This window comes from Agromyces sp. NPDC004153 (assembly GCF_053603635.1).
Window position 1 is genome coordinate 547,353 of record NZ_JBSGFY010000001.1, and the last position, 26,740, is coordinate 574,092.

The 26,740-nt window shown below is 68.4% G+C and carries 25 protein-coding genes, 1 tRNA gene and 1 other RNA gene; 6 read left to right on the top strand and 21 right to left on the bottom strand.

The window, feature by feature from the left end; translation table 11 throughout:
- Nucleotides 1-52: 52 nt before the first annotated feature.
- From ACWEOH_RS02590 to ACWEOH_RS02605, 4 genes are all read right to left on the bottom strand, one after another.
- The gene (locus ACWEOH_RS02590) at nt 53-634 is read right to left on the bottom strand and encodes a hypothetical protein (protein ID WP_452027983.1); all 582 of its coding nucleotides are present in this window, start codon (nt 632-634) and stop codon (nt 53-55) included.
- A 218-nt stretch (nt 635-852) separates the two neighbouring features.
- A complete protein-coding gene (locus ACWEOH_RS02595; protein ID WP_452027985.1) occupies nt 853-1,545 on the bottom strand; it encodes an SGNH/GDSL hydrolase family protein in 693 nt (230 codons plus the stop codon).
- Nucleotides 1,546-1,560: 15 nt separating this feature from the next.
- Entirely contained in the window at nt 1,561-2,616 is a 1,056-nt protein-coding gene (locus ACWEOH_RS02600; protein WP_452027987.1) for an aspartate-semialdehyde dehydrogenase, read from the bottom strand.
- A gap of 180 nt (nt 2,617-2,796) precedes the next feature.
- Nucleotides 2,797-4,071, bottom strand: coding sequence for an aspartate kinase (locus tag ACWEOH_RS02605; protein WP_452027989.1), 1,275 nt, complete (start codon nt 4,069-4,071; stop codon nt 2,797-2,799).
- A 158-nt stretch (nt 4,072-4,229) separates the two neighbouring features.
- On the opposite strand from ACWEOH_RS02605, the gene ACWEOH_RS02610 reads away from it, so the two are divergent.
- Both ACWEOH_RS02610 and ACWEOH_RS02615 read left to right on the top strand, forming a co-directional pair.
- Nucleotides 4,230-4,724, top strand: a complete 495-nt coding sequence (locus ACWEOH_RS02610) for a hypothetical protein (protein WP_452027991.1) — start codon at nt 4,230-4,232, stop codon at nt 4,722-4,724.
- A gap of 58 nt (nt 4,725-4,782) precedes the next feature.
- Complete coding sequence (locus ACWEOH_RS02615; protein WP_452027993.1) at nt 4,783-5,277, top strand: hypothetical protein; 495 nt, start codon at nt 4,783-4,785, stop codon at nt 5,275-5,277.
- Between the two features lie 45 nt (nt 5,278-5,322).
- Here the strand turns inward: ACWEOH_RS02615 and ACWEOH_RS02620 are convergent, their stop codons facing one another.
- From ACWEOH_RS02620 to ACWEOH_RS02630, 3 genes are read right to left on the bottom strand one after another with little or no spacing between them, the layout of a single operon-like run.
- On the bottom strand, nt 5,323-5,682 hold the full coding sequence (locus ACWEOH_RS02620; RefSeq protein ID WP_452027995.1) for a nuclear transport factor 2 family protein: 360 nt from the start codon (nt 5,680-5,682) through the stop codon (nt 5,323-5,325).
- Nucleotides 5,683-5,742: 60 nt separating this feature from the next.
- Nucleotides 5,743-6,339: a recombination mediator RecR gene (recR, locus tag ACWEOH_RS02625; RefSeq protein WP_148732119.1), complete on the bottom strand. Its 597-nt coding sequence runs from the start codon at nt 6,337-6,339 to the stop codon at nt 5,743-5,745.
- A gap of 3 nt (nt 6,340-6,342) precedes the next feature.
- Complete coding sequence (locus tag ACWEOH_RS02630; RefSeq protein WP_452027997.1) at nt 6,343-8,721, bottom strand: DNA polymerase III subunit gamma and tau; 2,379 nt, start codon at nt 8,719-8,721, stop codon at nt 6,343-6,345.
- A gap of 210 nt (nt 8,722-8,931) precedes the next feature.
- On the opposite strand from ACWEOH_RS02630, the gene ACWEOH_RS02635 reads away from it, so the two are divergent.
- Nucleotides 8,932-9,306, top strand: coding sequence for a VanZ family protein (locus tag ACWEOH_RS02635; protein ID WP_452027999.1), 375 nt, complete (start codon nt 8,932-8,934; stop codon nt 9,304-9,306).
- A gap of 87 nt (nt 9,307-9,393) precedes the next feature.
- Here the strand turns inward: ACWEOH_RS02635 and ACWEOH_RS02640 are convergent, their stop codons facing one another.
- From ACWEOH_RS02640 to ACWEOH_RS02685, 10 genes are all read right to left on the bottom strand, one after another.
- Nucleotides 9,394-10,569, bottom strand: a complete 1,176-nt coding sequence (locus ACWEOH_RS02640; RefSeq protein WP_452028000.1) for a hypothetical protein — start codon at nt 10,567-10,569, stop codon at nt 9,394-9,396.
- A 64-nt stretch (nt 10,570-10,633) separates the two neighbouring features.
- Entirely contained in the window at nt 10,634-11,536 is a 903-nt protein-coding gene (locus ACWEOH_RS02645) for a glycosyltransferase family 4 protein (RefSeq protein WP_452028002.1), read from the bottom strand.
- A 272-nt stretch (nt 11,537-11,808) separates the two neighbouring features.
- Nucleotides 11,809-12,915 carry a hypothetical protein gene (locus ACWEOH_RS02650; RefSeq protein ID WP_452028004.1) on the bottom strand — a complete coding sequence of 369 codons (1,107 nt, stop codon included), beginning with the start codon at nt 12,913-12,915 and terminating at the stop codon, nt 11,809-11,811.
- 154 nt (nt 12,916-13,069) lie between these two features.
- A complete protein-coding gene (locus ACWEOH_RS02655; protein WP_452028006.1) occupies nt 13,070-13,972 on the bottom strand; it encodes a glycosyltransferase family 2 protein in 903 nt (300 codons plus the stop codon).
- Nucleotides 13,969-14,946 carry a glycosyltransferase gene (locus ACWEOH_RS02660; protein ID WP_452028007.1) on the bottom strand — a complete coding sequence of 326 codons (978 nt, stop codon included), beginning with the start codon at nt 14,944-14,946 and terminating at the stop codon, nt 13,969-13,971. The genes ACWEOH_RS02655 and ACWEOH_RS02660 overlap by 4 nt, the downstream gene beginning before the upstream one ends.
- Nucleotides 14,943-15,770 (bottom strand): glycosyltransferase, encoded by an 828-nt coding sequence (locus ACWEOH_RS02665; protein ID WP_452028009.1) that lies wholly within the window; start codon nt 15,768-15,770, stop codon nt 14,943-14,945. Before ACWEOH_RS02665 ends, ACWEOH_RS02660 begins: the two co-directional genes overlap by 4 nt.
- A 1-nt stretch (nt 15,771) precedes the next feature.
- Complete coding sequence (locus tag ACWEOH_RS02670) at nt 15,772-17,211, bottom strand: sugar transferase (RefSeq protein ID WP_452028011.1); 1,440 nt, start codon at nt 17,209-17,211, stop codon at nt 15,772-15,774.
- A gap of 62 nt (nt 17,212-17,273) precedes the next feature.
- Complete coding sequence (locus ACWEOH_RS02675) at nt 17,274-18,215, bottom strand: hypothetical protein (protein ID WP_452028013.1); 942 nt, start codon at nt 18,213-18,215, stop codon at nt 17,274-17,276.
- A gap of 5 nt (nt 18,216-18,220) precedes the next feature.
- Nucleotides 18,221-18,823 (bottom strand): arsenate reductase/protein-tyrosine-phosphatase family protein, encoded by a 603-nt coding sequence (locus ACWEOH_RS02680; RefSeq protein WP_452028014.1) that lies wholly within the window; start codon nt 18,821-18,823, stop codon nt 18,221-18,223.
- Nucleotides 18,820-20,241: a polysaccharide biosynthesis tyrosine autokinase gene (locus ACWEOH_RS02685; RefSeq protein WP_452028016.1), complete on the bottom strand. Its 1,422-nt coding sequence runs from the start codon at nt 20,239-20,241 to the stop codon at nt 18,820-18,822. The genes ACWEOH_RS02680 and ACWEOH_RS02685 overlap by 4 nt, the downstream gene beginning before the upstream one ends.
- Nucleotides 20,242-20,514: 273 nt before the next feature.
- Between ACWEOH_RS02685 and ACWEOH_RS02690 the strand changes: the two genes are divergently transcribed.
- Nucleotides 20,515-20,889 carry a TraR/DksA family transcriptional regulator gene (locus ACWEOH_RS02690; protein WP_148732121.1) on the top strand — a complete coding sequence of 125 codons (375 nt, stop codon included), beginning with the start codon at nt 20,515-20,517 and terminating at the stop codon, nt 20,887-20,889.
- Between the two features lie 36 nt (nt 20,890-20,925).
- On the opposite strand, the gene ACWEOH_RS02695 is transcribed toward ACWEOH_RS02690, so the two are convergent.
- The 4 genes from ACWEOH_RS02695 to pta all read right to left on the bottom strand — a co-directional run bounded on the left by ACWEOH_RS02695 (nt 20,926) and on the right by pta (nt 26,376).
- Complete coding sequence (locus ACWEOH_RS02695; protein WP_452028018.1) at nt 20,926-22,332, bottom strand: MFS transporter; 1,407 nt, start codon at nt 22,330-22,332, stop codon at nt 20,926-20,928.
- A complete protein-coding gene (locus tag ACWEOH_RS02700; RefSeq protein ID WP_452028019.1) occupies nt 22,329-22,907 on the bottom strand; it encodes an ArsR/SmtB family transcription factor in 579 nt (192 codons plus the stop codon). Before ACWEOH_RS02700 ends, ACWEOH_RS02695 begins: the two co-directional genes overlap by 4 nt.
- 95 nt (nt 22,908-23,002) lie before the next feature.
- Entirely contained in the window at nt 23,003-24,217 is a 1,215-nt protein-coding gene (locus ACWEOH_RS02705) for an acetate/propionate family kinase (protein ID WP_452028020.1), read from the bottom strand.
- A complete protein-coding gene (pta, locus tag ACWEOH_RS02710; RefSeq protein WP_452028021.1) occupies nt 24,214-26,376 on the bottom strand; it encodes a phosphate acetyltransferase in 2,163 nt (720 codons plus the stop codon). Before pta ends, ACWEOH_RS02705 begins: the two co-directional genes overlap by 4 nt.
- 129 nt (nt 26,377-26,505) lie before the next feature.
- Between pta and ffs the strand changes: the two genes are divergently transcribed.
- Both ffs and ACWEOH_RS02720 read left to right on the top strand, forming a co-directional pair.
- Nucleotides 26,506-26,602, top strand: an RNA gene (gene ffs / locus ACWEOH_RS02715) — signal recognition particle sRNA small type.
- Nucleotides 26,600-26,687, top strand: a tRNA-Ser gene (locus ACWEOH_RS02720). The genes ffs and ACWEOH_RS02720 overlap by 3 nt, the downstream gene beginning before the upstream one ends.
- Nucleotides 26,688-26,740 lie beyond the last annotated feature (53 nt).

Consider the following 26,740-nt stretch of genomic DNA (forward strand, 5'->3'; position numbering starts at 1 on the left):
GCCGGCCCACCATTCGGTGGACCGGCCGGTCGGTTCGCGATTGCGGGACGAGTCAGCTGCGGCGCTTGACGACCAGACGCTCGCCGATGACGAGACCGCCCAGTGCGACGGCGCCGAGGCCGGCGATGAGCAGCCAGGTGCCGTCGAAGCCGGTCTCCGCGAGGGTGTCTCCCCCGCCGCCACCGGTCGTCGTGGGCGGCACGGTCGCCGGAGGAGTCGTCACGGGCGGCGTGGTCGCCGGCGGCGTCGTCGGCGGGGTGGTCGGCGCGGGCTCGTACGAGAAGGAGTAGTGGCTGATGTCCTTGCCCGTCGAGTGGTCGATCGTCACGGTCTGCTGGGGCGGGTCGACGACGACGTACTCGGGTCCGTCGCCCTGCACGGCGGAGCCCGCCTTCACGCAGTACTCCGTGATGACGAACCCGTCGGGTGCGGAGATCTCGAGCGTGGGGTGCGAGCCGCCGACGTTGATCTTGCCCGAGTCGAGCTCGTCGCAGACCTTCTCCACCGGTGGGGCGCTGGGCGTCGGCGTCGGCGACGGCGTCGGCGACTGGTCGGCGTAGGCGGGCGCGGCGCTGAACAGTGCTGCGGCGCCGGCCAGGAGCAGCGCAGCACCGAGGGCACGACGATTCATCATGGTCGGGTTCCTTCGGGTCGAGGGGCGTCAGGGGGCTTCGGGGATGCGGAGCTGCGAGCAGCTCGGGATGGCGCGTCCGCGTCCGGTGAAGTGAGGTTTCCTCCGGACGGGCATCCACACGTTACGGGCCGGCGTACACGCTCGTCATCCCCCCGAACGGGGCGCTCGTGCGCTGCGCGTGACTCGGCGCCGATCGCGACCCTGCCGCAACGGATGCCTCAGAGCCCGAGCCGCTCGAGCTCCGCGTCCATGCGGCGTGCGAGCTCGGCGTAGCCCTCGTCGTTCGGGTGGATGCCGTCAGCGGCGATCCACTCCGGATGCCCCTCCAGCCAGCGCGAGGCGCCCGCGATGTACTCCGCCTCGACGACGGCGGCCGCCGCCTCGACCCAGCCGATGACCTGCTCCACCGAATCCGGCCGCTCGTCGGTGTACCAGAACGGCTCGACGACCACGAGGCGCGCGTCGGGCAGCTCGTCGCGGAACCGCCGCAGGTCGGCGTCGATCGCATCCTCGATCTCGTCGGCGCGCGCCGGCATCGAGAAGTTGTCGTTGAGGCCCATCGTCACGATCACGACGTCGGGCGCCGGCTCGTGCTCGACGATCTGGTCGACGAGATCAGTTCCGCCGATGAGCTCGCGATTGTTCACGTAGCCGAGGCCGTCGACGCTCGGGTTGAACTCCCACCAGCCGCGCTCCTGCGCGACGATCGTCGACCAGCGGCGTTCGGGCGAGCTCGCGCCGGTCCCCCGCGTGTAGGAGTCGCCGTAGAACGCGACGACGACCTGGCCGGGCGACGGCGCCGCCGCCTGCCCGGGCGCGGACGTCACCGGCATCCCGCACGCGACGAGCACGAGGCATCCGACCGCGACGACGATCGCCGCCGCGCCGCGCCCGACCCCTCGGCGGAACACCGCTCCCGGCGGCTCCTAGACCGCGACCGGCAGCTTCGCGGCGACGAGCTCCGCGATCTGCACGGCGTTGAGGGCCGCGCCCTTGCGCAGGTTGTCGTTCGAGACGAAGAGCACGAGGCCCTTGCCCTCGGGCGCCGACTGGTCCTGGCGGATGCGGCCGACGTAGCTCGGGTCGGTGCCGGCGGCCTGCAGCGGCGTGGGCACGTCGGAGAGCGCGACGCCCGGGGCATCCGCGAGCAGCTCGGTGGCGCGCTCGGGCGTGATCGCGTTGGCGAACTCGGCGTGGATCGAGAGCGAGTGGCCCGTGAACACCGGCACGCGCACGCAGGTGCCCGCGACGCGCAGACCCGGCAGCTCGAGGATCTTGCGGCTCTCGTTGCGGAGCTTCTTCTCCTCGTCGGTCTCGAGGTCGCCGTCGTCGACGATCGAACCGGCGAGCGGGATCACGTCGAACGCGATCGTGCGCGGGAACTTCTGCGCCTCGGGGAACTCCACGGCGCTGCCGTCGTGCACGAGCCCGATGGCGTCCTGCGCGACGGCCGCGCGGGCCTGCTCGAGCAGCTCCTCGCCGCCCGCGAGCCCCGCTCCCGACACGGCCTGGTACGTCGAGACCATGAGCCGCTCGAGGCCGGCCTCGTCGTGCAGCACCTTCAGCACGGGCATGGCCGCCATCGTCGTGCAGTTCGGGTTGGCGATGATGCCCTTCTTCGCCTCGTCGATAGCGTGCGGGTTGACCTCGCTGACGATGAGCGGGACGTCGGGGTCCATACGCCAGCCGCTCGAGTTGTCGATGACCGTGACGCCGGCGGCGGCGAAGCGGGGCGCCTGCGCCTTCGAGGTCGTCGCGCCGGCCGAGAAGATGGCGATGTCGAGACCGGTCGGGTCGGCGGTCGAGGCGTCCTCGATGACGATGTCCTGGCCCTTCCACGGCAGGGTGGAGCCGGCCGACCGCGCCGAGGCGAAGTAGCGGATCGTCGCGACCGGGAAGTCGCGCTCCTCGAGCAGGCGGCGCACGACGGCACCGACCTGTCCGGTGGCGCCGACGACGCCGATGTTCACTCCCTGAGCCATGTGGTCTGTTCCTCACTCGCGGAACGCGGTTCCGCGTGGTCGTCCGGGCGATGCCCTCATTCCAGTGTGCCCGACGCGGGGGTCGCGCGACGCCCGATGACGTCGATCCGCAGGCCTCTGGCAGGTTTTCCGCGAAGTGCGGCAGTCGACGGATGCCGCGTCGATCCGAGCGAGCGGGTGCTACCGACCCGTCCCGGCGTGCACGACGGCGTCCTCCTCGGCGTCGAGCTCGAACGCCGAGTGCACCGCGCGGGCGGCGGCGTGGACGCTGTCGGCGCGTGTCACCACCGAGATGCGGATCTCGCTCGTCGAGATCATCTCGATGTTGATGCCCGCTTCGTACAGCGCCTCGAACAGTCGCGCCGAGACGCCCGTGGCCGACCGCATCGCGGCACCGACGAGCGAGAGCTTGCCGATCTGGTCGTCGTACTGCAACGACGTGAACCCGACCGCGTCCTGCGCGTTCGAGAGCGCCGTGAGGGCGCGCTCGCCGTCGGACTTCGGGAGGGTGAACGAGATGTCGGTGCGTCCGGTCGAGGCGGCCGAGACGTTCTGCACGATCATGTCGACGTTGGCGTTGGTGTTCGCGACGATCTTGAAGATCTTGGCGGCGACGCCGGGCACGTCGGGCACGCCGACGACCGTGATCTTCGCCTCGGTCAGGTCGACCGCGACGCCCGCGATGACGGACTCTTCCACAGCTGCTCCTTCGGGAAGACGCGAGGGGTCGTAGACGATCGTCCCCTCGCTGTTGTTGAACGACGAACGCACGTGCAGGGTGACGCCGTGGCGGCGGGCGTATTCGACCGCCCTGATGTGCAGGACCTTGGCTCCGGATGCCGCGAGCTCGAGCATCTCCTCGCTCGTGATCTTGTCCAGCTTGCGTGCCTTCTTCACGACGCGCGGATCCGACGTGAACACGCCGTCGACGTCGGTGTAGATCTCGCAGACGTCGGCGTCGAGGGCCGCGGCGAGGGCGACGGCGGTGGTGTCGCTGCCGCCGCGTCCGAGCGTGGTGATGTCGCGGGACTCGCGGCTGAAGCCCTGGAAGCCGGCGACGATGACGACCGCGCCGTCGTCGAGCGCCTCGCGGAGGCGCACCGGGGTGACCTCGACGATGCGCGCGGCGCCGTGCGTGGCATCCGTGATCATGCCGGCCTGGCTGCCGGTGAACGATCGGGCCTCGTGCCCCATGCTCTTGATCGCCATCGCGAGGAGGGCCATCGAGATGCGCTCGCCCGAGGTGAGGAGCATGTCGAGCTCGCGGGGTGCCGGGATCGGCGTGACCTCGTGCGCCAGGTCGAGCAGCTCGTCGGTCGTGTCGCCCATCGCGGAGACCGCGACGACCACGTCGTTGCCCGCCTTGCGGGTCTCGACGATGCGCTTCGCGACCCGCTTGATGCTCTCCGCGTCGGCGACGGACGACCCGCCGAACTTCTGCACGATCAAGCTCACGTAGGCGCTCCCGAAGTGGATTGCGGCCGGGGAGGGGTGCACCCGGCGCCGGAAGGTCCATCATACGGCGGCCCGTATGCGGCCCCGGCAATGTGACGGCTGCGTCAAGCCCCGCCGTCCTCCCCGGTTCCGCGCGGACGCGCCGGTAGCATGCGGGCATGCCTGAGGCGCTCGAAGGGTGGTCGGACTTCAATGTGGCGATGGTGGGGGCGACCGCCGCGCTGGCCGGCCTCCTGATCGTCGCGATGTCGGTGAACATCGCCGAGATCATGAAGTCGCCCACCCTGCCGCCGCGTGCTGCGGCATCGATCGCCGCCCTCGTGCTCGCGCTCACGGCCGGCGCCTTCGGGCTCGTGCCGGGGCAGCCCTCGATCGCCTACGGCATCGAGGTGCTCGTCGCCACGGTGCTCGCCGCGATCTTCCAGTGGCATGCGATCCGGGTCGTGCAGCGCGAGGACCAGGTCTCCGCGACCGACCGGATCCTGAAGAGCATCGCCGGCATCCTGCCGATCGCCGCCTTCCTCGGGGGCTCGTCGCTCGTGATCGCAGGCGTCCTGGAGGCGGGCCTCATCACGATGGCGGTCGGCTCGGTGCTGAGCATCATCGCCGGGCTGCTCTTCTCGTGGGTCGTGCTCGTCGAGGTGCTGCGCTAGCAGGCGGATGCCGCGTCACCCGTGGCCCCGGGGTCGGGCTGCGGCGTAGAGTGCGGCCATGTCCGAACTCGCCAGGGAATGGTCGCAGTTCAACGTGGCGATGGCCGGGGCGACGGCGGCACTCGCCGGCCTCCTCATCGTGGCGATGTCGGTGAACCTGAAGGCGATCATGGCCTCGAGGTCGCTCCCGGTCCGCATGGCGACGGCGCTCACGACGCTGCTCGTCGCGCTCGCGGCCACGGCGCTCGGGCTGGCGCCCGGCCAGCCGCCGTGGGCGTACGGCCTCGAGGTGTTCGTGGGCGCGCTCCTCGCGGCGGCGTTCGAGGTGCGGGCCATCCGTGCGATCATGCACGATCAGGTGCTCGCGACCGTGCGGCGGATGGCGAAGTCGGTCGCCGGCACGGTGCCCATCACCAGTTACCTCATCGGCAGCCTGCTGCTGATGACCGGCTCGGTCGCCGTCGGCCTCTGGTTCTTCGCCGCGGGTGCGATCCTCTCGATCGCGTCGGCGGTCCTCCACTCGTGGATCGTGCTCGTGGAGGTGCTGCGCTGACGAGTGCGCCTCGGCGCCCTGCAGCCCGGCGAACGGATGCCGCGCTCAGTCCTTGTGCGCCCGCGGCATGTACCACTCGGTGTACTCGGTGGCGCGACCGTCGTCGGCCAGGCGGATGATCCACAGGTTCAGGTAGTCCTTCTCGGCCGGGTACGCGGTGCGTCCCTGCACGACGACGAAGTCGTCGTGCTCGTCGAGGATCTCCCAGTCGAAGCTCCACGTGCCCGGCTCGTCGAGGTCCTGGAGCCAGCCCGCCACGATCGCCTCGCGCCCCCGCCGGGGCTCGGCGTCGGGGGCCGTCAGGTAGGCCGCGTCATCCGTGAACAGCGCCCCGATCTGCTCGGGATCGTTCGACTCCCATGCCGCGACGTATCCCGCGACCCATTCCGCACCTCTGCTCGCCATGCGTCCGTTTCTACGCGGACCCCCCGACATCCACAACCGGCGCCAGGGGGCTTGCGCGACTCAGCCGACCGTGCGACGACCCTCGAAGGCGCGGCCGAGCGTGACCTCGTCGGCGTACTCGAGGTCGCCGCCGACGGGCAGGCCCGACGCGAGGCGGGTGACCCGGATCTCGAGCGTGGTCAGCAGGCGGCTGAGGTACGTCGCCGTGGCTTCGCCCTCGAGGTTGGGGTCGGTCGCGATGATGACCTCGCTCACCGTGCCGTCGGCGAGGCGCTGCATGAGCTGGCGGATGCGCAGCTCGTCGGGCCCGATGCCGTCGATGGGGCTGATCGCGCCGCCGAGCACGTGGTAGAGCCCGCGGAACTCGCGGGTGCGCTCGATCGCGACGACGTCCTTCGCCTCCTCGACCACGCAGATGAGGCTGGGGTCGCGGCGCGGATCGCGGCAGATCGAGCACGTCTGCTGCTCGGACACGTTGCCGCAGATCTCGCAGAACCGCACCTTGTCACGCACCTCGAGCAGGATCTCGGCGAGCCGGCTCACGTCGAAGTGCTCGGTCTGCACGATGTGGAACGCGATGCGCTGCGCGGACTTCGGACCGATGCCGGGCAGGCGCCCGAGCTCGTCGATCAGTTCCTGGACGATGCCTTCGTACACGCGTTACCCACGCTCCCCGAAGCCGGGGCGGCCGGGCGCCTCGACCTCTTCGAGGAACGTCGCCCCGAGCACCTCGCGCACCACGGACTCGCCGTAGCGCTGGATGCCGTCGACGGGCGCCGAGCCGGATCCGCCGCGCGACACGGCGGCGGGTGCGGGGGCGGATGCCTCGACGACAATCTCGGGCGCCGGACCCGGGTCGAACGGCGGCTCCTCGTCTTCGGGCGGCGCGTCGGCATCGTCGGGAAGGTCGTCCATGGGTGCCGTCGGAGCGGACACCCGCGAGGACGACCGAGCGGCGGCAGGTGCCGACACCGGCGCCGGCGCGGGCGGTGCAGCGACCGCGGTCGCCGTGCCGCCGCGGCCACCCGCCAGGACCGCGGAGCTCTCGGGCGCGGACGCGACATCGGTCGCGACGTCGCCGCCCGGGATGGCGACCGTGGCCCACGAGTCCACGGGCGCGGCCGGGCCGGATGCCGGCTGCGCGGCGTTCGACGACGGGCGACGCTCTGCGCGGGCCGACGGTGCGGAGGCGGCACCACTGCTCAGAGCGCCCGACGCCGACGTGCTGGACTCCCCCGCCGGCGCGGCGTCCGATCCGACGGGTGACGTGCGCGACCCGGCAGGGGCCGTGCCAGACCCCACGGGCGGCATGCCCGATCCGCCAGGCGCCGAAGCCCCTGCGCCGGTCGGCGTGGTTGCCGCACTGCCGCGGCCGGGGCCCTCGACCTTGGCGATGAACTTCACGGTCACGCCGAGCACCTCGGCGATCGCCGCGCGCAGGAGCTCGCTGACGCTCTGGCCGGGGGCGCCGCCGCGGAAGCCGGCGACGTCCTGCTCGCTCGGGAACGCGAGCACGAGCACGTCGTCGTCGCGGAACTCGCGCACCTGCGCCGTGAACGCGACCATCCACGCGCTGCGCTTGGTGCGCTGGAGCGAGGCGAGGACCTCGGGCCAGGCGTCGCGCATCTGCTGGAGCGAGACCGGACCGACCGGTTTCGGCTTGGCCGCGGGGGCAGCCGGCGCCGGGGCAGCCGGCGCCGCAGGCTCGGACGCCCCAGCGCCCGGCTCGCTCGACGCGGCAGGTGCCGTTGCGGCCGCTGGCGGTTCCGAAGCCGGCGACGCAGCCGCACTCGGCGCCGCCGCAACACCGGCTCGCGGAGGGGCCGCCGCCGCCCACTCGGGCACCGCGCCCGCGCCGTCGGTCGCGGCATCCGTGACCCCGACGCGGCGCTCGAGCCGCTCGACGCGGGCCAGCGCGCCGCGCTCGGTGTCGTCGCTCGAGGGCACGAGCACGCGGGCCAGCATGAGCTCGAGGTGGAGCCGCGGCGACGTGGCGCCGGTCATCTCGGTGAGCGTCTGGTTCACGAGGTCGGCGACGCGCGAGAGCTCGGCGGGACCGAAGGCCGTGGCCTGCGCGGCCATGCGGGCGAGCTCGTCGTCGGGCACGCCGCGCAGCACCGCCTTCGCCGCCTCGGGCGACGACGCGGCGACCACGATGAGGTCGCGGAGCCGCTCGAGCAGGTCTTCGACGAAGCGACGCGGGTCTTGCCCAGTCTGCACGACCCGGTCGGCCGCGGCGAACGCACCGGCCGCGTCCTTCGCGCCGATCGCGTCGACCACGTCGTCGAGCAGCGCGCCGTGCGTGTAGCCGAGCAGCGCGACCGCGCGCTCGTAGTCGATGGTGGTGCCCTCGGAGCCGGCGATCAGCTGGTCGAGCAGCGAGAGCGTGTCTCGCGGCGACCCGCCGCCTGCGCGCACGACCAGGGGCAGCACGCCCGGCGCGACCTCGACGCCCTCCTCGGTGCAGAGCTGCTGCACGTACTCGAGCATCGGCCCGGGCGGCACGAGCCGGAACGGGTAGTGGTGCGTGCGCGAGCGGATCGTGCCGAGCACCTTGTCGGGCTCGGTCGTGGCGAAGATGAACTTCACGTGCTCGGGTGGCTCCTCGACGAGCTTGAGCAGCGCGTTGAAGCCCTGCGGCGTCACCATGTGCGCCTCGTCGAGGATGAAGATCTTGTAGCGGTCGCGCGCGGGCGCGAACACGGCGCGCTCGCGCAGGTCGCGAGCGTCGTCGACGCCGTTGTGGCTCGCCGCGTCGATCTCGACCACGTCGAGCGAGCCGCCCCCGCCACGGGAGAGCTCGACGCAGCTCGGGCAGATGCCGCACGGGACATCCGTCGGGCCCTCGACGCAGTTGAGGCAGCGCGCGAGGATGCGGGCCGAGGTGGTCTTGCCGCACCCGCGGGGGCCGCTGAAGAGGTAGGCGTGGTTGACCCGGTCGGTGCGGAGCGCGGTCATGAGCGGCTCGGTGACCTGCGACTGGCCGATCATCTCGGCGAACGTCTCGGGCCGGTAGCGGCGATAGAGGGCGGTGACCACGCCTCAATCGTAGTTGCCGGGGCCGACACCGCCGCCGGATGCCGCGGGGTCCCTCGTCATCGCACGAGCCGTGCTGGGTATCTTTCTGGTGGCGCTCGCCCTCATGGTGTTCCTCCCGGCCGAAAACGCCTGACCGCTGACCGGATTCGTCGCCATCATCGCAGACTGGCTGCAGGCGATCGGAGTGCCCTTGTCATCGGGTACACCACGATGGAATTCTTCGCGAACGTCGTACTGTTCATGCCGCTCGGTGCACTCTTGCCATTAACGACGTCACTCCGTCGCGCGTGGCAGATCATCGCGATCGGCCTTGCCACTACAGCGTTCATCGAGCTCGTACAGCTCATGATTCCGGGGCGCGTGACCAGCTGGTCGGACGTCGCGACCAACACAATCGGGACCGCGCTCGGTTGGCGCTCCTCACCGTCTCCCGTCGCGCAGCTCCGGCTCAGGCGGCTCCGGCCGAAACGCCGAGGCCATGAGCAGAATGAGCGAAGCAGCTGCTGGGGATGGTCGGGTCGGCGTTGCGATCGTCGTGCGGGACGCGTTTCACGTTGTCCGGCTCGGTGTAAAGGCAGTCGATGAGACCAGGCAACGGGTGCAGCAGCAGACGTTGACGGCATCGCTGCCGCAAGGACTCCGCGCAATGCCATGCTCATGCACCGACCGCGATCATGCCCCGAGAATGACGTGCAACACGGCAATGAATAGCGCAGCGACGGCGACTCCGAGTACGAGCGGTCGGCGGAAGCCGACACCGTTCGCAATCACAGTGATTGCTTGCGAAACAGCGAAGGCGCCGAAGTATCCCGTGACGGACGGATTCTGCAGCAACAACAGCGCCATCGAACCCGCGATGGCCACCTCGACGACCGACTTGAGGAGCACGAGTCGTCCTAGCCTGCCAGCGTTGATTTCGCGGATGGAGACCGCTGAAGCCACCAGGAGTGCCAGCCACCCCATCACCATGATGCCGATGCTCACGAATCCGACCGACGGGCCCAGGAGAAGACTGGCGCCTCCGAGCAGAACGAACGCACCCGTCGTCCAAGTGACTAGGCGAGTCGAGCTCGATCGCTGCTCGACCCAGTTGTATCGAACGAGCAGTACGGAATTGACGATGAGGGAAACGGCGGAGTTCGCAATCTTCGAGATGAGCACCACAAGATATGCGGAGCCGGTTGGGAGTTGCGCGATCGCCGATACATACAGCACTGGAAGTGCGGTGCTCGCCAAGACGTTTAGCAGGAGCCCGAGCGCGTGAACGCGCGTTGCGTCGCGAGCTTCTGGCGCCTCGAAAGAAGGGCCCTCCACGCTCGGAAGTTGGATGGAAATCAGCATTAACGCAGCGGCGAAAACGAACCATCCTGCCGCCGGAAGCAGGATCATGCCGGTAATAGAACCCAAGATGGCGCCCGCACATAGGCCGATGTTCGGAATCAAGGTCGCAGATGCAAAGAGTATCGGGCGCCCAAGAAATGCCCTGCGAACACCGATGACTGCGGCCGGACTGAGCAGAGCGCCACCGAGCGCCAGTACGGAGATGACCTCGATGGCGAGAAATACGTCATGTTCTTCGAAGTACCCTGTGGCATTCAAGATCGCGATCTGAAGTCCAGCGAAGGCTATGGGTGTGGCCGAGGCTACGGCCGACCAAGCTTTCCATCCGTGGAAGTGCGGTCGTCCTACCGCCAGGTTGTAGACGATTCCGACCACAATCCCCGTGAATCCTGACAACCCGATCTGTGATGCAATCGCATACGTATCTGCGACCGCTAAACCAAGTATCGGCAGGACCAACGTGGACGCTGCCGAAAAGACCTGCGATAGAAGAGTCAGCCCCATCACGGAGATGACCCTCTTTCCCACGCTCGGCCGTGCAGTTGCGGGCGAACGAGGACGGTTTCCGGAGCTAGAACTCATCGTTCTCCGGCTGTTCTCGGTAGAGCCATGCGGCTGCACGCTCACGGCCACCTCGACCTTCCGGCAATTCCTTCACCACGCGATCGGCGGCAATGGGACGTGCTACGGCGGCGCTAATCGCACCCGCTACATCCCGTCGAGGTGTTCCGATAGTGACGACGTGATGACCTGATCGCTGGAGCCATGAAGCGATGCCCGTTTCGCTGGTAGAGACCACAGTGCATCCGTGCGACAACCCTTCCAGGATCGGCAACCCGATCTGCTCCTTCCAGTAGCGCGATGGCTGAGACAGCAGGACCAGCACGTCTGCGCGCCGAAGCTGGTCGTGAACTTCGTTTCGGCTTGGATCCTGGACCATCGACACATCGGGGCGACATTGGAGCTCCTTCGCAAGCGCCAACAGCGGCCCCTTTCCGACAAGGATGAGTCGCGCCCCTGGCGACGCGTCAGCGATGTCGGGCCACGCGTCGACCAGAAGGTCGAATCCCTTTCGCGACTCGAAAGATCCGAGGAAGACGACGGTTCCGCCGATCTTCTCGAGAACGCACTCACCACATTTCGGCTCGAGCGGGGAGAATTCACGTGACAGGATCGCGTCGAACCGGCGCTGGCCGAGGATTCGACGATAGTTCTCCGCGGCCGCGTGAGTTCCGAAAGCCAGTCGCGTGAATTGCCCCGCGATCAAACGCGCGACCGTCATTGCCACGTTCGTGCCGAGACGTTCTGGAAGGCGCGTTCGGGCGGCGAACCATTCGGGGATGGTGCCATTCTCGATTGCGTAGGACACGATCTCGATGCGAGGTGCGCCAAGAAGCCGCCGGAGTCGGGCAGCACAAGTGAGGAGCACAAGGAGCGGCCACGCAGGCATCATCAACGGCTCGTTCACTTCCACGATGCTCGCCTTGGTTCGAAGAAGGGCGAAGGCAAGCCTCAACCTGCTTAGTCGTGCTGTATCCAAGCGCGCCGCAAGCTCCTCATCGAAGTCATAACTCTTGCTCCGAAAGAGGAGTTGGACGTCCGGCTCGAATGCCAATCGTTCAAGATGCGCGGTCCTTGCTTGGTCATAGATCCTGAGAACCTGTTTCGAATTCCCTGACACGCCCGCATCAGCCCCAGTCGGATGTCGACGAGATACACCGATTGCTCTACCTCCGTTCGTCACGATCACCGCCAAACCTTGCCTTCGGCCACCAGCGATCCCTTGCCGATGTCGTGTCGGCGGCCTCTCCCGGCCCTGATGAGCGCTGCACCGCCCCCGATCATCAGGTACCAATATGGACCGAGGGTGTCCCAGGCATGGAGTGCCAGAACCAACCCGCACACCGCGATGATCACGCCGGATACCCCCACGGTGTAGTCCCATCTGATCGCTCGCACGGAGATCCAAAGGGCCACCAGGAAAAGCGCAATGCCAGCAATTCCGAACGTCAACGCAGCGTAGATGAGCTCCGAATCAACCGTGACGGCCAAGTCTCGAACGCCGCGAGACTCACTAAGCAACAACCATGTGCCGAATGGAATGCTCGAGAAGCCGTACCCGAACGGCTCTACGCGGAGGATTTCCGGGAGCAACGCGTATGCGGCCGTCCGGTACGAGCTGCTGTAGTCGGATCCGCTCGCGCCATATGCAACTGGTTCCCAAACGAGAAGCGCGAGCACGAGCAAGACTGAAATGACACTCGCGGTCATCAGCCCTACGGCTCGTCGTGACCGTTGGACGACATCGATCCCTCTCGGCAGAAGCTGAACAATCGCCACGACCGTGGCAACAAGAGATGCTCCCCTGCTACCGGTTGCCCACGCTCCGGCAACGAGAGCGATCGTCCAGATCAGTCGGCCGCGGAGGGGGGCAGCTGGAACAAATGGGACCGTGGCCGCCAGCATCGTGCCAAATACGAGGACGTTCTCGGAGGCCACAACCGCTCGAGCGGCACCCTCGCGTTGAGAGCGCGCAAACAGTTCGTGCTGTCCGAGGATCGAGTATCCCAATAACGATTCGGCGACCGCGAAGAGAGCAGCCGTCGAGGCAACCAAGACGAGCATCGAAGTGTAGATGGGCCAATGCTGAGATCTCACCGCGAGTGCGCCGGCGCACAGGAACAGCGGAACCACGATCAGAAACCTCTGCGCATTGATGCTAACCATCGGATCGCTTGGAGGAGCCACGGCCGCAATGATCGCCAGCGTCGTAACGATGTAGGTCCCGATCACGAGAGCCGCGGTTATCGCCATTCCGAGGCGGTTGCGCAGGCAGACCTCCACGACGATCACTATCCAGGCGACTGCGACAATGTATATCCGAATGGGCAATACCTGGCTGACAAGAAAGGGAAAAAACAGCCCTATTGTCAATAGGAAGGAGACAGCGCCAACAACGAGAGCCGCTGGTCGCGGCTTCGTTCGATCGTGTAGAGCAATCACTGCATTACCGCGACTTATCTCGCGAGTGCCGATAACCGTCGACCATGCCCGCAACTACTTCCGTCGCGGACTCAGCTGATGAGCGGCTAGCGATGCGTTTCGCGATGACTTTCGCCAACACTACGAACGGAGCGATCACCTTGGAAAGAGCAGTTCCATTGGCCCGTTGGAACAGCACGGTGTTCCTTCCGAGGTAGTAGGACGGCACCCCGGTCGTCGATTGGCTCGCTAAGGCTTGTGGGACCCAGACGACCCGATGACCAGCTCGACGGATGCGCGCATGGCAGTCCGTCTCCTCGAAGTAAAGAAAAAACCGCTCATCGAGTGGTGCCAATTCGGTCAGTGCAGAAGTCCGATACAAGCAGAACGACCCGTCCAACCAGTCCCGGTCCACAGGCGCGCTGTCCCCACTCGTGATTGCGACGGTGCTCCCCCAGCCCACATGCTGTGGCATTCGAAGAACCGGACTGAGGACACCTCCCTGCGACCAGATTCGTTGATCCGCTCTGGACGCGTCGACGAGGGTCGGTCCAGCGACGGCACAGAACGGATCGCTCGCCAGCGCGCCTCGCATGTGTCCGACAGCGTCCCGATGCACGACGACCTCGTGCGTCGAGATCAAGAGAAAGGGCTGAAGGAGACCGCGCCCATCCAAGTAGGCGATTCCACGGTTCACGGCATTCGCGTATCCAAGGTTCTCGACTTCGAGGTAGTGGACGAGACTTTCAACAGCGATGCGCACAGCCCTCCTTGTCTTCGGGTCTTCGCTGTTGTCGACGAGAACGGTTCGGTCGAACCTCACCCCCGCATCCCGCAAGGAATCAAGTGTGGAGAGGACACCGGGGAAATTGTCGTGATGCACGACAACGCAACTCACATCGACGAACTGGGCCGGCGGTGCAGTCACAACGATTCCATTCGCGCTCGCCACAGTCGCCCGACTGGATAACCCAGCATCTTGGCAACGTCGCCGACGACGACGATAACCGGCAGCAGAACGAACGCCGCCAAGGTCTGCCGACCTAGCCATGCTCGGCGTCGGTAGACTCGGGCGACGAATTTCGACACGTAGGCTGTGAAGCCGAAGGCGAGGACCGCGAGGAGCCATGGCGCGGCGAAGCTGAGAGCGAGCATCGCGGAACCGGCTGTATAGGCGCCGTATCTGAGTGCGTGACGTCGTGGCCAAAGCAGGGCCTTCCCATCACCCCGCGCGTACCTGTAGTACTGCTTGGCGAACGCCCTCAGTGAGGGGCGAGCATCCCAGGTGACGATAGCGTCTGGTACGAAGGCGAATGTCGAACCCGTGCGCTGCAACGAGAAGTCGAGCACGAGGTCTTCACAGTAGTCCAGCCACTCGGGGTATCCGCCGGCTCGTTCCCAAGCAGATCGCGACAACCCGAGCGATCTGCTCGACGGAAGGAATTCCGCGGGGTTGATCTCCGACACGGTGGGGGTGATCACAGCCGCGATGGCGGACTGCATCCAATGACCTCGCTCGGGTTCGAAGAATCCGGATGCCACGTCAACGCCTTCGTGGAGCTTCGCCGTCAGCCGCTCGACCCAGTTCGCTCGCAGTAGAGTCCCCGCATCGGTCACCACAACCTGTGGGAACGACGCAATCGATATCGCGATATTCCTTCCCTCGGAGATGTTCGCTCCCGGCACGACCTTGACAACAACGTCCATGCCTGGGGGCTCGAGCCATGCTTCGATTCGCTCCACCGTTCCGTCAGTCGATCCACCGTCGATGATGACGAATTCGCTTGGGAGCACGGTCAGCCGACCGACGCTCTCCAGGAATCGGTCAATGGACCGGCTTTCGTTCAGCACCGTCACAATCAGCGACACGTCAGCGAAGGTGCGACTGACCGCGGGCTTCAAGCGCGGGACCCGTCGCGCACGAGACGACCGGACATTGCGTGAAGTGCACGGTAACTCCGACCCCCGGATGAGACAAGAAGGAGTGGATGCTGACGGTAGAACCTCACCATTGACTGGAGTTCCCGCCTCCAGGGGCCCCATTTCAGTGAAGTGGTTTCCCGCGCCCACCCGTGGATCCATCGCGCACTGCCAACCAGCCGGACCTCAAGGCCGCGTTGCCAGGCACGAAGACCTAGCTCGGAGTCTTCGTAGTAGATGAAGTATCGCTCGTCCCAGCCCCCAATGGCCTCGACCGTCTGTCGTTTCGCCGCGACCGCGGCCCCCATCAGCCACGCGACGTGCTTCACCTGCGCCGGATCACTGTAGACGCGGTACGTGGAGTCGCGAGCGTCGAGGCGATTCCGAATCTTGTTTGGAAGGCTGGGGAGGCCGCGACCGTTGGGTTGAGGCGTGCCGTCCTCGTACATGAGTTGAGGGCCGACCAACCCATCGAACTTATCGAGTTCCTCCTCAAGGTGGATGAGAGACTCGAGATCGACCGAGACGTCGGGGTTCACGTACGCCACATATGTACCCGCGGATGCATCGAATCCGATGTTGTTGGCTCGACTGAATCCCACGTTCGTCGCGAGCCGAATGACTCTGGCGCCGAGCTTTTCAGCCGCGTCAGCCGTGCGATCCGACGACGCATTGTCGACCACGAGCCATTCGACATCCTCCCGACCAGAATGCGCCGGCCAGAATCGACGGAGCTTGTCTTCGCTGTTGTGCGTGACCGTAATGAGCGACCAGCGCATGGCTCCGGCTCTCGTCTCGCGGTTCATCTCAGTGCGCTCCCTCTGCCCTCAATACCGCTCGCACGGTCCGCCACAGGATCACGATGTCTGCGACGATCGACCAGTTCTCCACGTAGTACAGATCCAGGCGAATCGCGTCCTCCCACGCGAGACCCGAACGCCCACTCACCTGCCAGAGGCCGGTGATCCCGGGCTTCATGAACAGGCGGCGGTGTGCGTAGTCCTCGTAGAGCGCGACCTCGGCCGGGCGCTGCGGGCGCGGACCGACGAGACTCATGTCGCCGCGCAGCACGTTGAAGAACTGGGGCAGTTCGTCGAGCGAGTAACGGCGGAGGAAGCGCCCGACCGGGGTGATCCGTGCGTCGGCGTTGATCTTGAACAGCGGTCGATCCGAGGTGCCCTGCGCGTCGAGGAGGCTCTTGAGCTGGTCGTCGGCGCCGCTCACCATCGAGCGGAACTTCAGCATGCGGAATGGCGCACCGCGAAGCCCGATCCGCTCCTGGCTGTAGAGCACTCCCCCTGGGCTCGTGAAGGCCACCGCGATCGCCACGGCGATCATGATCGGCGCCGACAGCAGGATCAGGGTGAGCGATCCGACGATGTCGAAGATGCGCTTCGCGCCCGCCTTGCGCCCGGCGAACGACGGGTAGTCGACGTGGATGAGTGGCAGACCGGCGACAGGGCGTGCGTGCAGGCGTGGCCCAGCGACATCCGTCAGCGCCGGCGCCACGATGAGGTTCACCGAGCGCGACTCGAGATCCCAGCCGAGCTGGCGGAGCCCCTGCGGACCGATCTCGTCGGAGCCGGTGTAAATGACCGTGTCGACGCGGCTGGTGTCGATGATCTCGAGCACGTCGGCGAGTGGGCCGAGCACCGGCACGTTTCCCGGGAGCTTCGCCTCGACCGAGCCGTGGTCGGTCACCGCGCCGACGACGGAGATGCCGGTGTCGCTCTGACGGGCCATCTGGCGGGCGACGTGCCCTGCTTTGTTGCGCTCACCGACGAGCAGCGCGCTGTGCGAGAACTCGCCCTTCGCGCGCTGGGCGTTGAGCCACTTTCGCCACGCCCACCGACTCAGCAGCAGCAGCACCACGCCCGCGGGGAACGCGATGAACAGGTAGCCGCGCCCGATCATGGTCTGCGTGACGAACGCGAGGATCGCCAGCGTGCCGAACAGGCGGAAGCTGGCGTCGGCGATGCGCTTGTACTCGAGGCTGCCGCTGCCGATGATCTTGTGATCGCGGGTCGCGAAGAACTCGAGCGCAATCATCCACCCCGTGACCAGTGCGATCGAGAGTGCCGAGTACGTGATCGCGAACTCGAACACGCGATTGTCGGGGATGTCGAGTTCGACCACCTTCGTTCCGAACCGGATGATCTGGGAGCCGAACACCGCGATCATGATGGAGAGCAGATCGGTGGCGAAGAGCCGCGTGGCGTACTGGCGTTGCCATCGTGCGACGAGCACGTGCGGGGCGACAGCGACGTCCGTTGGTGGAACGGGGTCGGGAACGGATTCGGAATCGCGAGTCAGAGCCACGAGGCGCCCCCATCCAGCGAGAGGCCGATCCGATCGCCGGCCCACACCCACGTCGAGCCGTCGACCGCACCGTCGACCGCGACTGCTCCCGCCGGAACGGCGGCTTCGAGACATCCCCCGGCAGAGCCCACCTGGGCTGCGCCGTCGGCGACCGTCACCGCCGCGACCTGAGCGCCGGCGCATCCGTTCTGGTCGACGACGACGACCCAGTAGCCATCGGATGTCGCGCCCAGCGCGCCGACACCGGGAATCGGTGCCGTTGCCGCCCAGGTCGCTCCCGAGTCGCCGGTCGCATGCACCGTGCCGTCCTCGCAGAGCACGGCGGCGGTGGCCTCATCGACGACCGCGACCTGCAGGACCGCAGCGCACGGCGCCGCGACGTCGCCTGCCGGCGTGTGCATGCCGGCGCGGTTCGCAGGGTCGATGAACCAGGATGCAGCGAGTTCACCCGGTACCCGCTCCCACGCGTCACCCGATGTGAACGAGCGTTCGTACGCGGGTCCGCAGCCGTCGACGCCGAGGCCGATGGCCGAGACGAACCCCTCTGCGTCCGCCGAGAGGCGCTGCAGCGATGCGAGCCCAGTCGCCTCGGTCGTCTCCCAGCCGGCGCCCGCATCGGCGGTGATCTCGAGGGTCGTGGGCTCGGGACATGTCGTCGACGCCGCCCGCACCGCGGTTGACGCATCGATCGCGTCGATGACCCGCGTGGGCGGGATGACCACCATCGCCTGGGTCGGCGGAACCTGTGCGGGCGCCGCCGACGGCTCCGCCGGCGCGGTCTGGCGCGGCGTCGCACCGGGCGTCGATCCCGCCGCCTGGACCTCGCTGCGCTGGGTGAGCGCGAGGAACGTCAATCCCACGGTGACGAGCGCGAGCGTGGCCAGGCTCACACCGGCCCACACCGCGCGACCGCGGCCTCGTCGTGCTGCCATAGTGGCTATGTCCGCTGGGCGGCGCGGGAGAGTAGCGCCACCGTGCTCTGGACAGCGGGAACGAGCTGCGACGCCGACAGCTCGTAGACGTCGCCCGACCGACGATAGGGGTCGATGACATCGGCGTCGTCTGGCGACGCGAACGGAACGACGACACCGCGAAGTGACGCTGCCGCGACCACGGCGGCACCCAATCGCGTCCGGATACTGCCGTCGTCGAGCGGCGAACCCGAGTCCTCCAGGTCGGCATCCGTCACGGATGCCGCGAGGTGTCCGAATTCGCGCAGCGTGAACGTCCGTCGCGTGGCCGCCGGCACCAGCTCGACCACCGCGCGTCGATGCTCGCGTGCCATGCCGAGCACGAGGTCGGCGTCACGGATGAGCTGTTCGTCGAGCTGACGTGAGCGGTGTGCCGCGGCATCCCCGGCCCCGAAACGCGTCGAGAGCACTTGCGCCTCGTGTGGCATTCCCTCGTCGACGAGTGCGATCGTGCCCGCGCTTCCGACCGTGATGCCGTCGATGCCCGCGAGACCGGCCCGGAGCAGCTGCTCTGCCATCGGCGAACGGCAGATGTTCCCCGAGCACACCGTGAGGATGGTGAAGGTCATGCGCGGTGGCTCCTCGCGCGGGTGTCGCCGCCGTCGAAGACGACGTCGATGTCGTGGGCGACGCCGTACGTGTAGGTGCCGTAGCCGTAGCTGTCGGGACCCTTCGTCGGCAGCATCGTCACCACGATTCCCAGCAGGCGACTCCCGATCGCCTCGAGTGCGCGCACCGCGCCGGCGAGCTCCTGCTTCTTCGTCGCACCTGAGGCGGCGACGAGGATCGCGCCACCCGCGAGCTTGGAGACGACCGCAGCATCCGTCACCAGCAGGAGCGGCGGTGAATCGATGAGCACGTAGTCGAACTGGGCCGTGAGGGCGTTGAGCACGTTGGCCATCGCGGCGGAGCCGAGGAGTTCACTCGGGTTCGGCGGGATGCGACCGCTCGGGAGCACGTAGAGATGACCGCGACCCCACTTCTGCAGCACGTCGACGAGCTCGGCCCGGCCGATGAGCACGTCGGTGAGGCCGACACCCCCCTCAAGGCCCAGATATTCAGCCAATTTCGGAAGACGAAGATCGCCGTCGATGAGTGCTACCTTCGCCCCGGTCTCGGCGAGGGAGATCGCCAGGTTCGCCGTGGTCGTCGACTTGCCTTCGCCGGGGCCGGCGCTCGAGATGACGAAGCTGCGCGGGCCGCCTTCGACGTTTACGAACTGCAGGTTCGTGCGAAGGCTGCGGAATGATTCCGCCCGAGGATTCCGTGGGTCGGCGTGCACGATGAGGGGGCGGGACGATGCGTCGGGGTCGAGCGCGATGCCGCCGAGCAGCGGCTTGTCGGTGATCTGCTCGATGTCGTGCAGCGAGTGGATGCGGGTGTCGAGCACGCTGCGCAGCACGGCGATGCCGATGCCGATCGCGAGGCCGACGAGCCCCCCGAGCGCGAGATTCAGCGGGACGTTCGGGCTCGACGCTGCAGCGGGCACCACGGCGGGCTGGATTGGCTCGATCTTCACGAGGCTCGCGAGATCGCCCTCGGGCTTCTCGAGGTCATTCACCACGACGTCGGCGAAGTTGCGCCCCGTGGCATTCGCGATCTCGGCGGCGAGCTCGGGGTCCCTGTTCGTCACGGCGATGTGCACGAGAACCGTGTTGAGCGGGGAACTCGCCTCGACCTGCTCTGCGAGGTCGGCACTCGAGAGGTCGAGTTGGAGCTCCGCGATCACGCGGTCGAGCACGATTGCGCTGTCGACGACGTCCACGTAACTCGTCACCGCTTGGCGTGCGAAGTTCGTGCCCTGGACGAGGTCGCCGGTCACGGCGGAGTCACCGGATCTCACCGACACGTAGAGTTCGGTCGTCGCCACGTACTTCGGCGTCACGACGATCGAGTACGCCGCAGCCGCCGCCACGCCGAGGAGCAGGCATGCGACGATGAGCACCCAATTCTTGTGCAGGATGCGCACATAGTCGCGGAGTTCCAAGACGTGTTTTCCTTCCCAGACACGACGCAACGCCGGCACGAGGGCAACTTCACCCGAACCGACGCATGCGGATTCATACTCGCATGGCGCGCGCCCTGTGACGGCGCATGAGCCGGGGTGACCCCCCGAACTGGGGACAGGTGAAGGCTGAATCGGGCGCGTGCGGGCGACGTGGTCGTGACGTTGTCCCCATCCGACACGGCGTCCGGGGCGTTGACAGCCCGATGGGGGTGGCAGGGCGTAGCATGCGGTGATCATCCTGAAAGGGGCGAGATGACGGCGACGACGATGACCCCGGCGCAGCTCGCACGGTTCGAGGCACGGCTCATGGCCGAACGCGCCGACGCCGAGGAGCGCCTCGCGGAGTTCGACGACGCGATGGCCGAGGTGCGCACCGCCAGGTCCGACGCTACGGCCGACGACGAGCACGACCCCGAGGGCCCGACCATGACGCAGGAGTGGTCGCAGCGCACCGCGGTGCTCGCCGACGTGCGGGCCGAGCTGGCCGAGGTCGACCGCGCCCTCGCCCGCATCGCCGACGGCAGCTACGGCATCTGCCAGCGCTGCGGCAAGCGCATCACCGTCGGGCGGCTCGACGCGCGTCCCACGGCCGTGCTCTGCATCGACTGCGCCCGGCTCGTCGGCTGACGAACGCGGGCGGGTCGCTCCGTCGCGGCGGCTGCCTCACTCGCCGGGCGTGAGCTGGGCCGCGGATGCCTCGGCAGCGACCTCGGGCGTATCGGTCGTCGATTCGGCGGCGGCCGCGCTCCCGTGCGCGCGAGCGGCGGTCAGGCCCGAGAACGAGCGCAGGAACAGCGGGCTCCCGCCGAGCACGAGGTAGAGCAGCGCGGCGCCCGCGACCGTCGCGGTGATGCCGAACGCGTCGACCGAGAGGCCGCCGAGGAGGGCGCCGAGGGGCATCGACGCCGCCACCCCGGCGGTCGTCGCGCCGAACACCCGGGCACGCATGCCGTCGGGCACCTCGCCGTACATGGCGGTGGCGATCATCGGGTTCAGCGCGCCGGCCGCGAGTCCGGATGCCGCGAGCACCGGCAGGAGCACGGGCAGCGGCGCGCCGAGCGCCATCGCGAGGTAGGGCGGCGTGCCCGCGAGCACGAAGCAGACGGCGAACATCGGGCGCCCCGACCAGCGGTGCGCCACGAGCCCGAAGAGCGCCGAGCCGGCCAGCGCGCCGGCCGCGAAGCATCCGACCATGAACCCGAGCACGGCCGGGTCGTCGAGCACGCGGGTCGCGTACACGGGCTTCAGCACGGTCATGCCTGCTGCGTCGATCGCGTTCGTGAGCGTGACGAGCAGCACGATGGCGCGCAGCAGCGGATGCACCGCGATGAAGCGGATGCCGGCGACGAAGCCGCCCTTCGCGGACGCGTCCTCCGTGCCCTCGGCGATCGCCGCTGCGTCGGCATCGGCGGCGGCCGCGCCCCCCGCGATGCGCCGCGGGACGAAGCACAGCACGAGCAGCGCCGAGATCGCGAACCCGATCGCGTCGACGATGAGCGCAGGTGCGGGCCCGGCGAGGGCGACGAGCGCGCCCGCCGTGCCGGCGCCGACCATCGTCGCGGTGCGCTGGACGGTGGACTGGGCGCCCGCGGCGCGGGCGAGCGGCATCCGAGCCAGGGCGGCCAGGTCGGGCACGAGCACGGTCTTGGCGGTGTCGCCGGGCGGATCGAGCAGGCCGCCCAGGAACACGAGCGCGAGCAGCACGCCGAACGGGAGGCCGACCGTGGCCCACAGCACCGGGATCGCGATGATCGTGACCCCGCTCGCGACGTCGGCGACGATGCTCGACAGCCGGTAGCCGAAGCGGTCGACGAGCACTCCGCCGAGGGCGCCGCCGATGACGAGCGGCACGGTCGCGAACACGCCGGCCACCCCCGCGGCGAGCGGCGATCCGGTCTCGGTGAGCGCGATGATCGGCACGGCGATCATCGCGATGGCGTTGCCCGAGAGCGAGAAGAACTGGGCCGCGAAGAGCGCGAGGATCGGGAGGCGCCGGCGCGGGGCATCCGTCGCGTCGTGCGTCATCGCTTCGGCGGTCGCGGACGTGGCCGAGTCGGTCGTGGCGCTCATCGCGTGGTCCTCGGGAACGTGTGCGTCATCCAGCGCACCGAGCGCGTGCCGAGTCGCGGCTCGCGGCCCTTCGCCCACCACTTCTCGCGCACGGCGGCGAGCTCGGCGCTGAGTTCGCGGAACTCCTCGAGCGTGAGCTGCGCCGCCCCGTCGGACGAGTCGGAGACCGCCACCCACTCGGGCTCGAGCGTCATCTCTGCATCGAGCGCCTCGAGCAGCTCACGGTGATAGGAGTCGAGCACGGTGCGGCGCATGGCGTCGGAGGCCTCCTGACGCTCGGGATCGTCGAGGAACTCCTCGCTGCGCGTGCTCGTCATCTCGTGGGCGGCGCGCCACCAGCGCTCGCGGCCGTCGCGCTCGAGCTCGGGCGCCGGCACCACGAAGCCGTGCTTCGCAAGGGTCGCCAGGTGGTAGCTCACCGACCCGGATGCCGCGCCCGTCGCCTCGACGAGCATGCCGACCGACTTCGGACCCTCCACGCGGAGCAGCCCGAGGATGCGCAGCCGCAGCGGGTGCGCGAGGGCCCGCATGGGACCCGCTTCGTGGAGGTCGATGGAGCTTCCGTGTTCGGCCATGCCCTCATGCTAGCTCTGCAAGGGTTCTTGCACAATGCTTCTTGCGCAACTGTCCTTGCGGACGTGTCTCGGGTAGCGCCGCGCGCAACGCGAAGCTATTCGACGACCGAGACGACCTCGAGCGTCTGCCGCGCGATCTCGAGCTCCTCGTTCGTCGGCACGACGAGCACCGCGACCCGCGAGGCATCCGTCGAGATGCGCCGCGCCCCGCTCCCCCGCTCGCGGTTCGCCTCGACGTCGACCTCCACCCCGAAGCCCTCGAGCCCGCCGAGCGACCACTCGCGCACGAGCGCGGCGTTCTCGCCGACGCCGGCGGTGAACACGATGGCGTCGACACGTCCGAGCTGGGCCGCGTACGCGCCGACGTACGACCGGATGCGGTGCGTGTACACCTCGAGCGCGAGCGTGGCCGCGTCGTCGCCGTCCTCGCTCGCGGCGACGAGGTCGCGCATGTCGCGATGGCCGCCGAGGCCGAGGATGCCGCTGCGCTTGTTGAGCAGGTCGTCGATGCCGTTCGCGTCGAAGCCGGCACGGTGCTGCAGGTACGGCAGCACCGCCGGGTCGATGTCGCCCGACCGCGTGCCCATGACGAGCCCCTCGAGCGGGGTCATGCCCATGCTCGTCTCGACGGAACGGCCGCCCGACACGGCGCAGGCCGACGCACCGTTGCCGAGGTGCAGCACGATCATGCGCAGCTCCTCGATCGGCCGGCCGAGGAACTCGGCGGCCGCCCGCGACACGTAGCGGTGCGACGTGCCGTGGAAGCCGTACCGACGTACGCGGTGCTTGGCCGCGACGGCCCGGTCGATGGCGTACGTGTATGCCGCGGGGGGCATCGTCTGGTGGAACGCCGTGTCGAACACCGCGACGTGCGGCACGTCGGGGAAGGCGCGCTGCGCGGCCTCGATGCCCTCGAGGTTCGCCGGGTTGTGCAGCGGAGCGAGGGGCGCGAGCTCATCGATGTTGATCTTCACGAGATCGGTGATCACGGTCGGCTCGAAGAAGCGGGCGCCGCCCTGCACGACACGGTGTCCGACCGCCACGGGCGCGTTCGCCTCGAGCGAGGGTCCGGTGCTCGCGAACGCGTCGAGCATCACGTCGAAGGCGGCCGAGTGGTCGGGAACGTCGACGTCGGCCTCCCAGGTGCCCGCCGCGGCATCCGTCGTCTCGTCGCGGTGCTTCGCATGCCCGCCGTTCGCGTCGCCGATCCGCTCGATGAGCCCGGTGGCGAGCGTCGTGCCGCCCTCGGCCTCGATGAGCTGGTACTTCAGAGAAGAGGAGCCCGAGTTGATGACGAGGACGACGCTCACGAGGCATCCGCCGCCTGGATCGCCGTGATGGCCACGGTGTTCACGATGTCCTGCACGAGCGCGCCGCGCGAGAGGTCGTTGATCGGCTTGTTGAGGCCCTGCAGCACGGGTCCGATGGCGACGGCGCCCGCCGAGCGCTGCACCGCCTTGTACGTGTTGTTGCCCGTGTTGAGGTCGGGGAAGATGAACACCGTCGCACGGCCCGCGACATCCGATTCGGGGAGCTTCGTGCGCGCCACCGCAGCGTCGGCCGCGGCGTCGTACTGGATCGGACCCTCGACCGCGAGCTCGGGGGCGCGCTCGCGCACGAGCTCGGTCGCGCGTCGCACCTTCTCGACGTCCTCACCGGAGCCGGACTCCCCGGTCGAGTACGACAGCATCGCGACGCGCGGCTCGATGCCGAACTGGGCTGCCGTGGCGGCCGACGAGATCGCGATATCGGCGAGCTGCTCGGAGGTGGGCATGGGCACGATGGCGCAGTCGCCGTAGACGAGCACGCGGTCGGCGAGCGCCATGAGGAACACGCTCGACACGACGTCGACGCCGGGTCGGGTCTTGATGATCTCGAACGCCGGCCGGATCGTGTGCGCGGTCGTGTGCACCGCGCCCGAGACCATGCCGTCGGCGAGCCCGAGCGCGACCATCATGGTGCCGAAGTACGACACGTCCTGCACGGTCTCGCGCGCCTGCTCGAGCGTCACGCCCTTGTGCTGGCGCCGCCGGTGGTACTCGTCGGCGAACCGGTAGACGAGCACGTGGTCGTGGTTCGAGAGCACGGTCGCACGCGAGATGTCGAGGCCGAGCCCGATGGCGCGGGAGCGGATCTCGATCTCCTCGCCGAGGATCGTGAGGTCGGCCACGTCGCGCGCGAGCAACGTCGCCGCGGCGCGCAGGATGCGGTCGTCGTAGCCCTCGGGCAGCACGATGTGCTTGCGCTCGCGGCGGGCCCGCTCGAGCAGCCCGTACTCGAACATGAGCGGCGTCACGACCTCGGGCCGCGCCACGTCGAGCAGGTCGAGGAGCGCGTGCTCGTCGACGTGCTTCTCGAAGAGCGCCAGGGCGGTGTCGCGCTTGCGCTGCGAATCGGCGGCCAGCCGTCCGCGGGTCTGCGTGATGGCGAGCGCCGTGTGGTACGTGTCGAGCTCGGTGCGGATGATCGGCAGTCCGGCCTTCAGGCCCTCGATGAGCCGCTCCACCGCGTCGGAGAGCGGGAAACCGCCGTTCAGCACGATGCCCGCGATCGACGGGAAGGTCGCGGACGCGTGCGCCGTGAGCACCCCGAGCAGCACCTCGCTGCGGTCGGCCGGCACGACCACGACCGAGCCCTCGATGAGGCGTTCGAGCGCGTGGTCCATCGACATCGCGGCGATCACCACGCCGAGCGCCTCGCGCTCGAGCAGGTCGGGATCCCCCGCGTACAGCTCGCCGTCGACGGCGCGCAGGATCGCGCGCATCGAGGGTGCGACGAGGAACGGGTCCTCGGGGATCGCCCACACGGCGATGGACTCCTTGGCGAGCGCCTGCCGTCCGGTCACCGCGTCGATGTCCCAGCGCGCCGCCGAGCCCACCTGCTCGACGATCTCGGCGAGCCGGTCGGGGTCGGCGCGGTTCACGACGATGCCGAGGATGCTCGCGTGCTCGCGGGCGAGCTCCTCGATGGCGAGCTCGGTCAGCTGGGCGAGCTCGTCGGCCGTGCGGGAGTCCGCGTGGCCGAGGCGCTCCGACGGCGCGCGGCCCTGTCCGACGCGGCCGCCGAGCACGAGCAGCACGGGGGCGCCGAGGTTGGCGGCAATGCGCGCGTTGTATCCCAGTTCGGTCGGGCTCCCGACATCCGTGTAGTCGGACCCGATGACGACGACCGCGTCGCAGCGTTCCTCGACGGCCTTGAACCGCCGCACGATGGTGGCGAGCGCCTGGTCGGGATCGGCGTGCACGTCGTCGTAGGTGACGCCCACCGCGTCCTCGTACTCGAGCGGCACGACGCCGTCGTGCGCGAGCAGCAGCTCCAGCACGTAGTCGCGCTCCTCGGTCGTGCGGGCGATCGGCCGGAACACGCCGACGCGGGTCGCACGCCGCGCGAGGGTGTCGAGCACGCCGAGTGCGACGGTGGACTTGCCCGTGTTGCCCTCGGCCGAGCAGATGTAGATGCGGTGCGCCACGGGCTCCAGCCTAGGGCGACGGATGCCGCGGGCGCCGGGTCTTCCGGGTGAAATCCCAGCGCGAGTGGGGCGAGCGGATGCCACGGGGCCCCGCCGTTCATCGAGCCCCTCCGGCTCGGGTAGACTGGCTCAGGCTCCTCACGTGGCGCCATCCAGGCCAACTCCCCCAGGGCGGAGACGCAGCAAGGGTAACCGGGCTCTGGCGGGTGCGTGAGGGGTCCCAGGAGGATTCGCCTAGTGGCCTATGGCGCACGCTTGGAAAGCGTGTTGGGTGAAAGCCCTCGGGGGTTCGAATCCCCCATCCTCCGCCACGCACCATCCGCTCCCGCATCGAGACCCCTGAGCCGCAGGTTCGGGGGTTTCG

Bases quoted from the DNA above. Each gene is read 5' to 3' on its own strand.
- ACWEOH_RS02590 (WP_452027983.1), bottom strand. From the start codon at position 634: ATGATGAATCGTCGTGCCCTCGGTGCTGCGCTGCTCCTGGCCGGCGCC.
- ACWEOH_RS02600 (WP_452027987.1), bottom strand. From the start codon at position 2,616: ATGGCTCAGGGAGTGAACATCGGCGTCGTCGGCGCCACCGGACAGGTC.
- ACWEOH_RS02610 (WP_452027991.1), top strand. From the start codon at position 4,230: ATGCCTGAGGCGCTCGAAGGGTGGTCGGACTTCAATGTGGCGATGGTG.
- ACWEOH_RS02615 (WP_452027993.1), top strand. From the start codon at position 4,783: ATGTCCGAACTCGCCAGGGAATGGTCGCAGTTCAACGTGGCGATGGCC.
- ACWEOH_RS02620 (WP_452027995.1), bottom strand. From the start codon at position 5,682: ATGGCGAGCAGAGGTGCGGAATGGGTCGCGGGATACGTCGCGGCATGG.
- ACWEOH_RS02635 (WP_452027999.1), top strand. From the start codon at position 8,932: ATGGAATTCTTCGCGAACGTCGTACTGTTCATGCCGCTCGGTGCACTC.
- ACWEOH_RS02665 (WP_452028009.1), bottom strand. From the start codon at position 15,770: ATGAACCGCGAGACGAGAGCCGGAGCCATGCGCTGGTCGCTCATTACG.
- ACWEOH_RS02675 (WP_452028013.1), bottom strand. From the start codon at position 18,215: ATGGCAGCACGACGAGGCCGCGGTCGCGCGGTGTGGGCCGGTGTGAGC.
- ACWEOH_RS02680 (WP_452028014.1), bottom strand. From the start codon at position 18,823: ATGACCTTCACCATCCTCACGGTGTGCTCGGGGAACATCTGCCGTTCG.
- ACWEOH_RS02690 (WP_148732121.1), top strand. From the start codon at position 20,515: ATGACGGCGACGACGATGACCCCGGCGCAGCTCGCACGGTTCGAGGCA.
- ACWEOH_RS02695 (WP_452028018.1), bottom strand. From the start codon at position 22,332: ATGAGCGCCACGACCGACTCGGCCACGTCCGCGACCGCCGAAGCGATG.
- ACWEOH_RS02700 (WP_452028019.1), bottom strand. From the start codon at position 22,907: ATGGCCGAACACGGAAGCTCCATCGACCTCCACGAAGCGGGTCCCATG.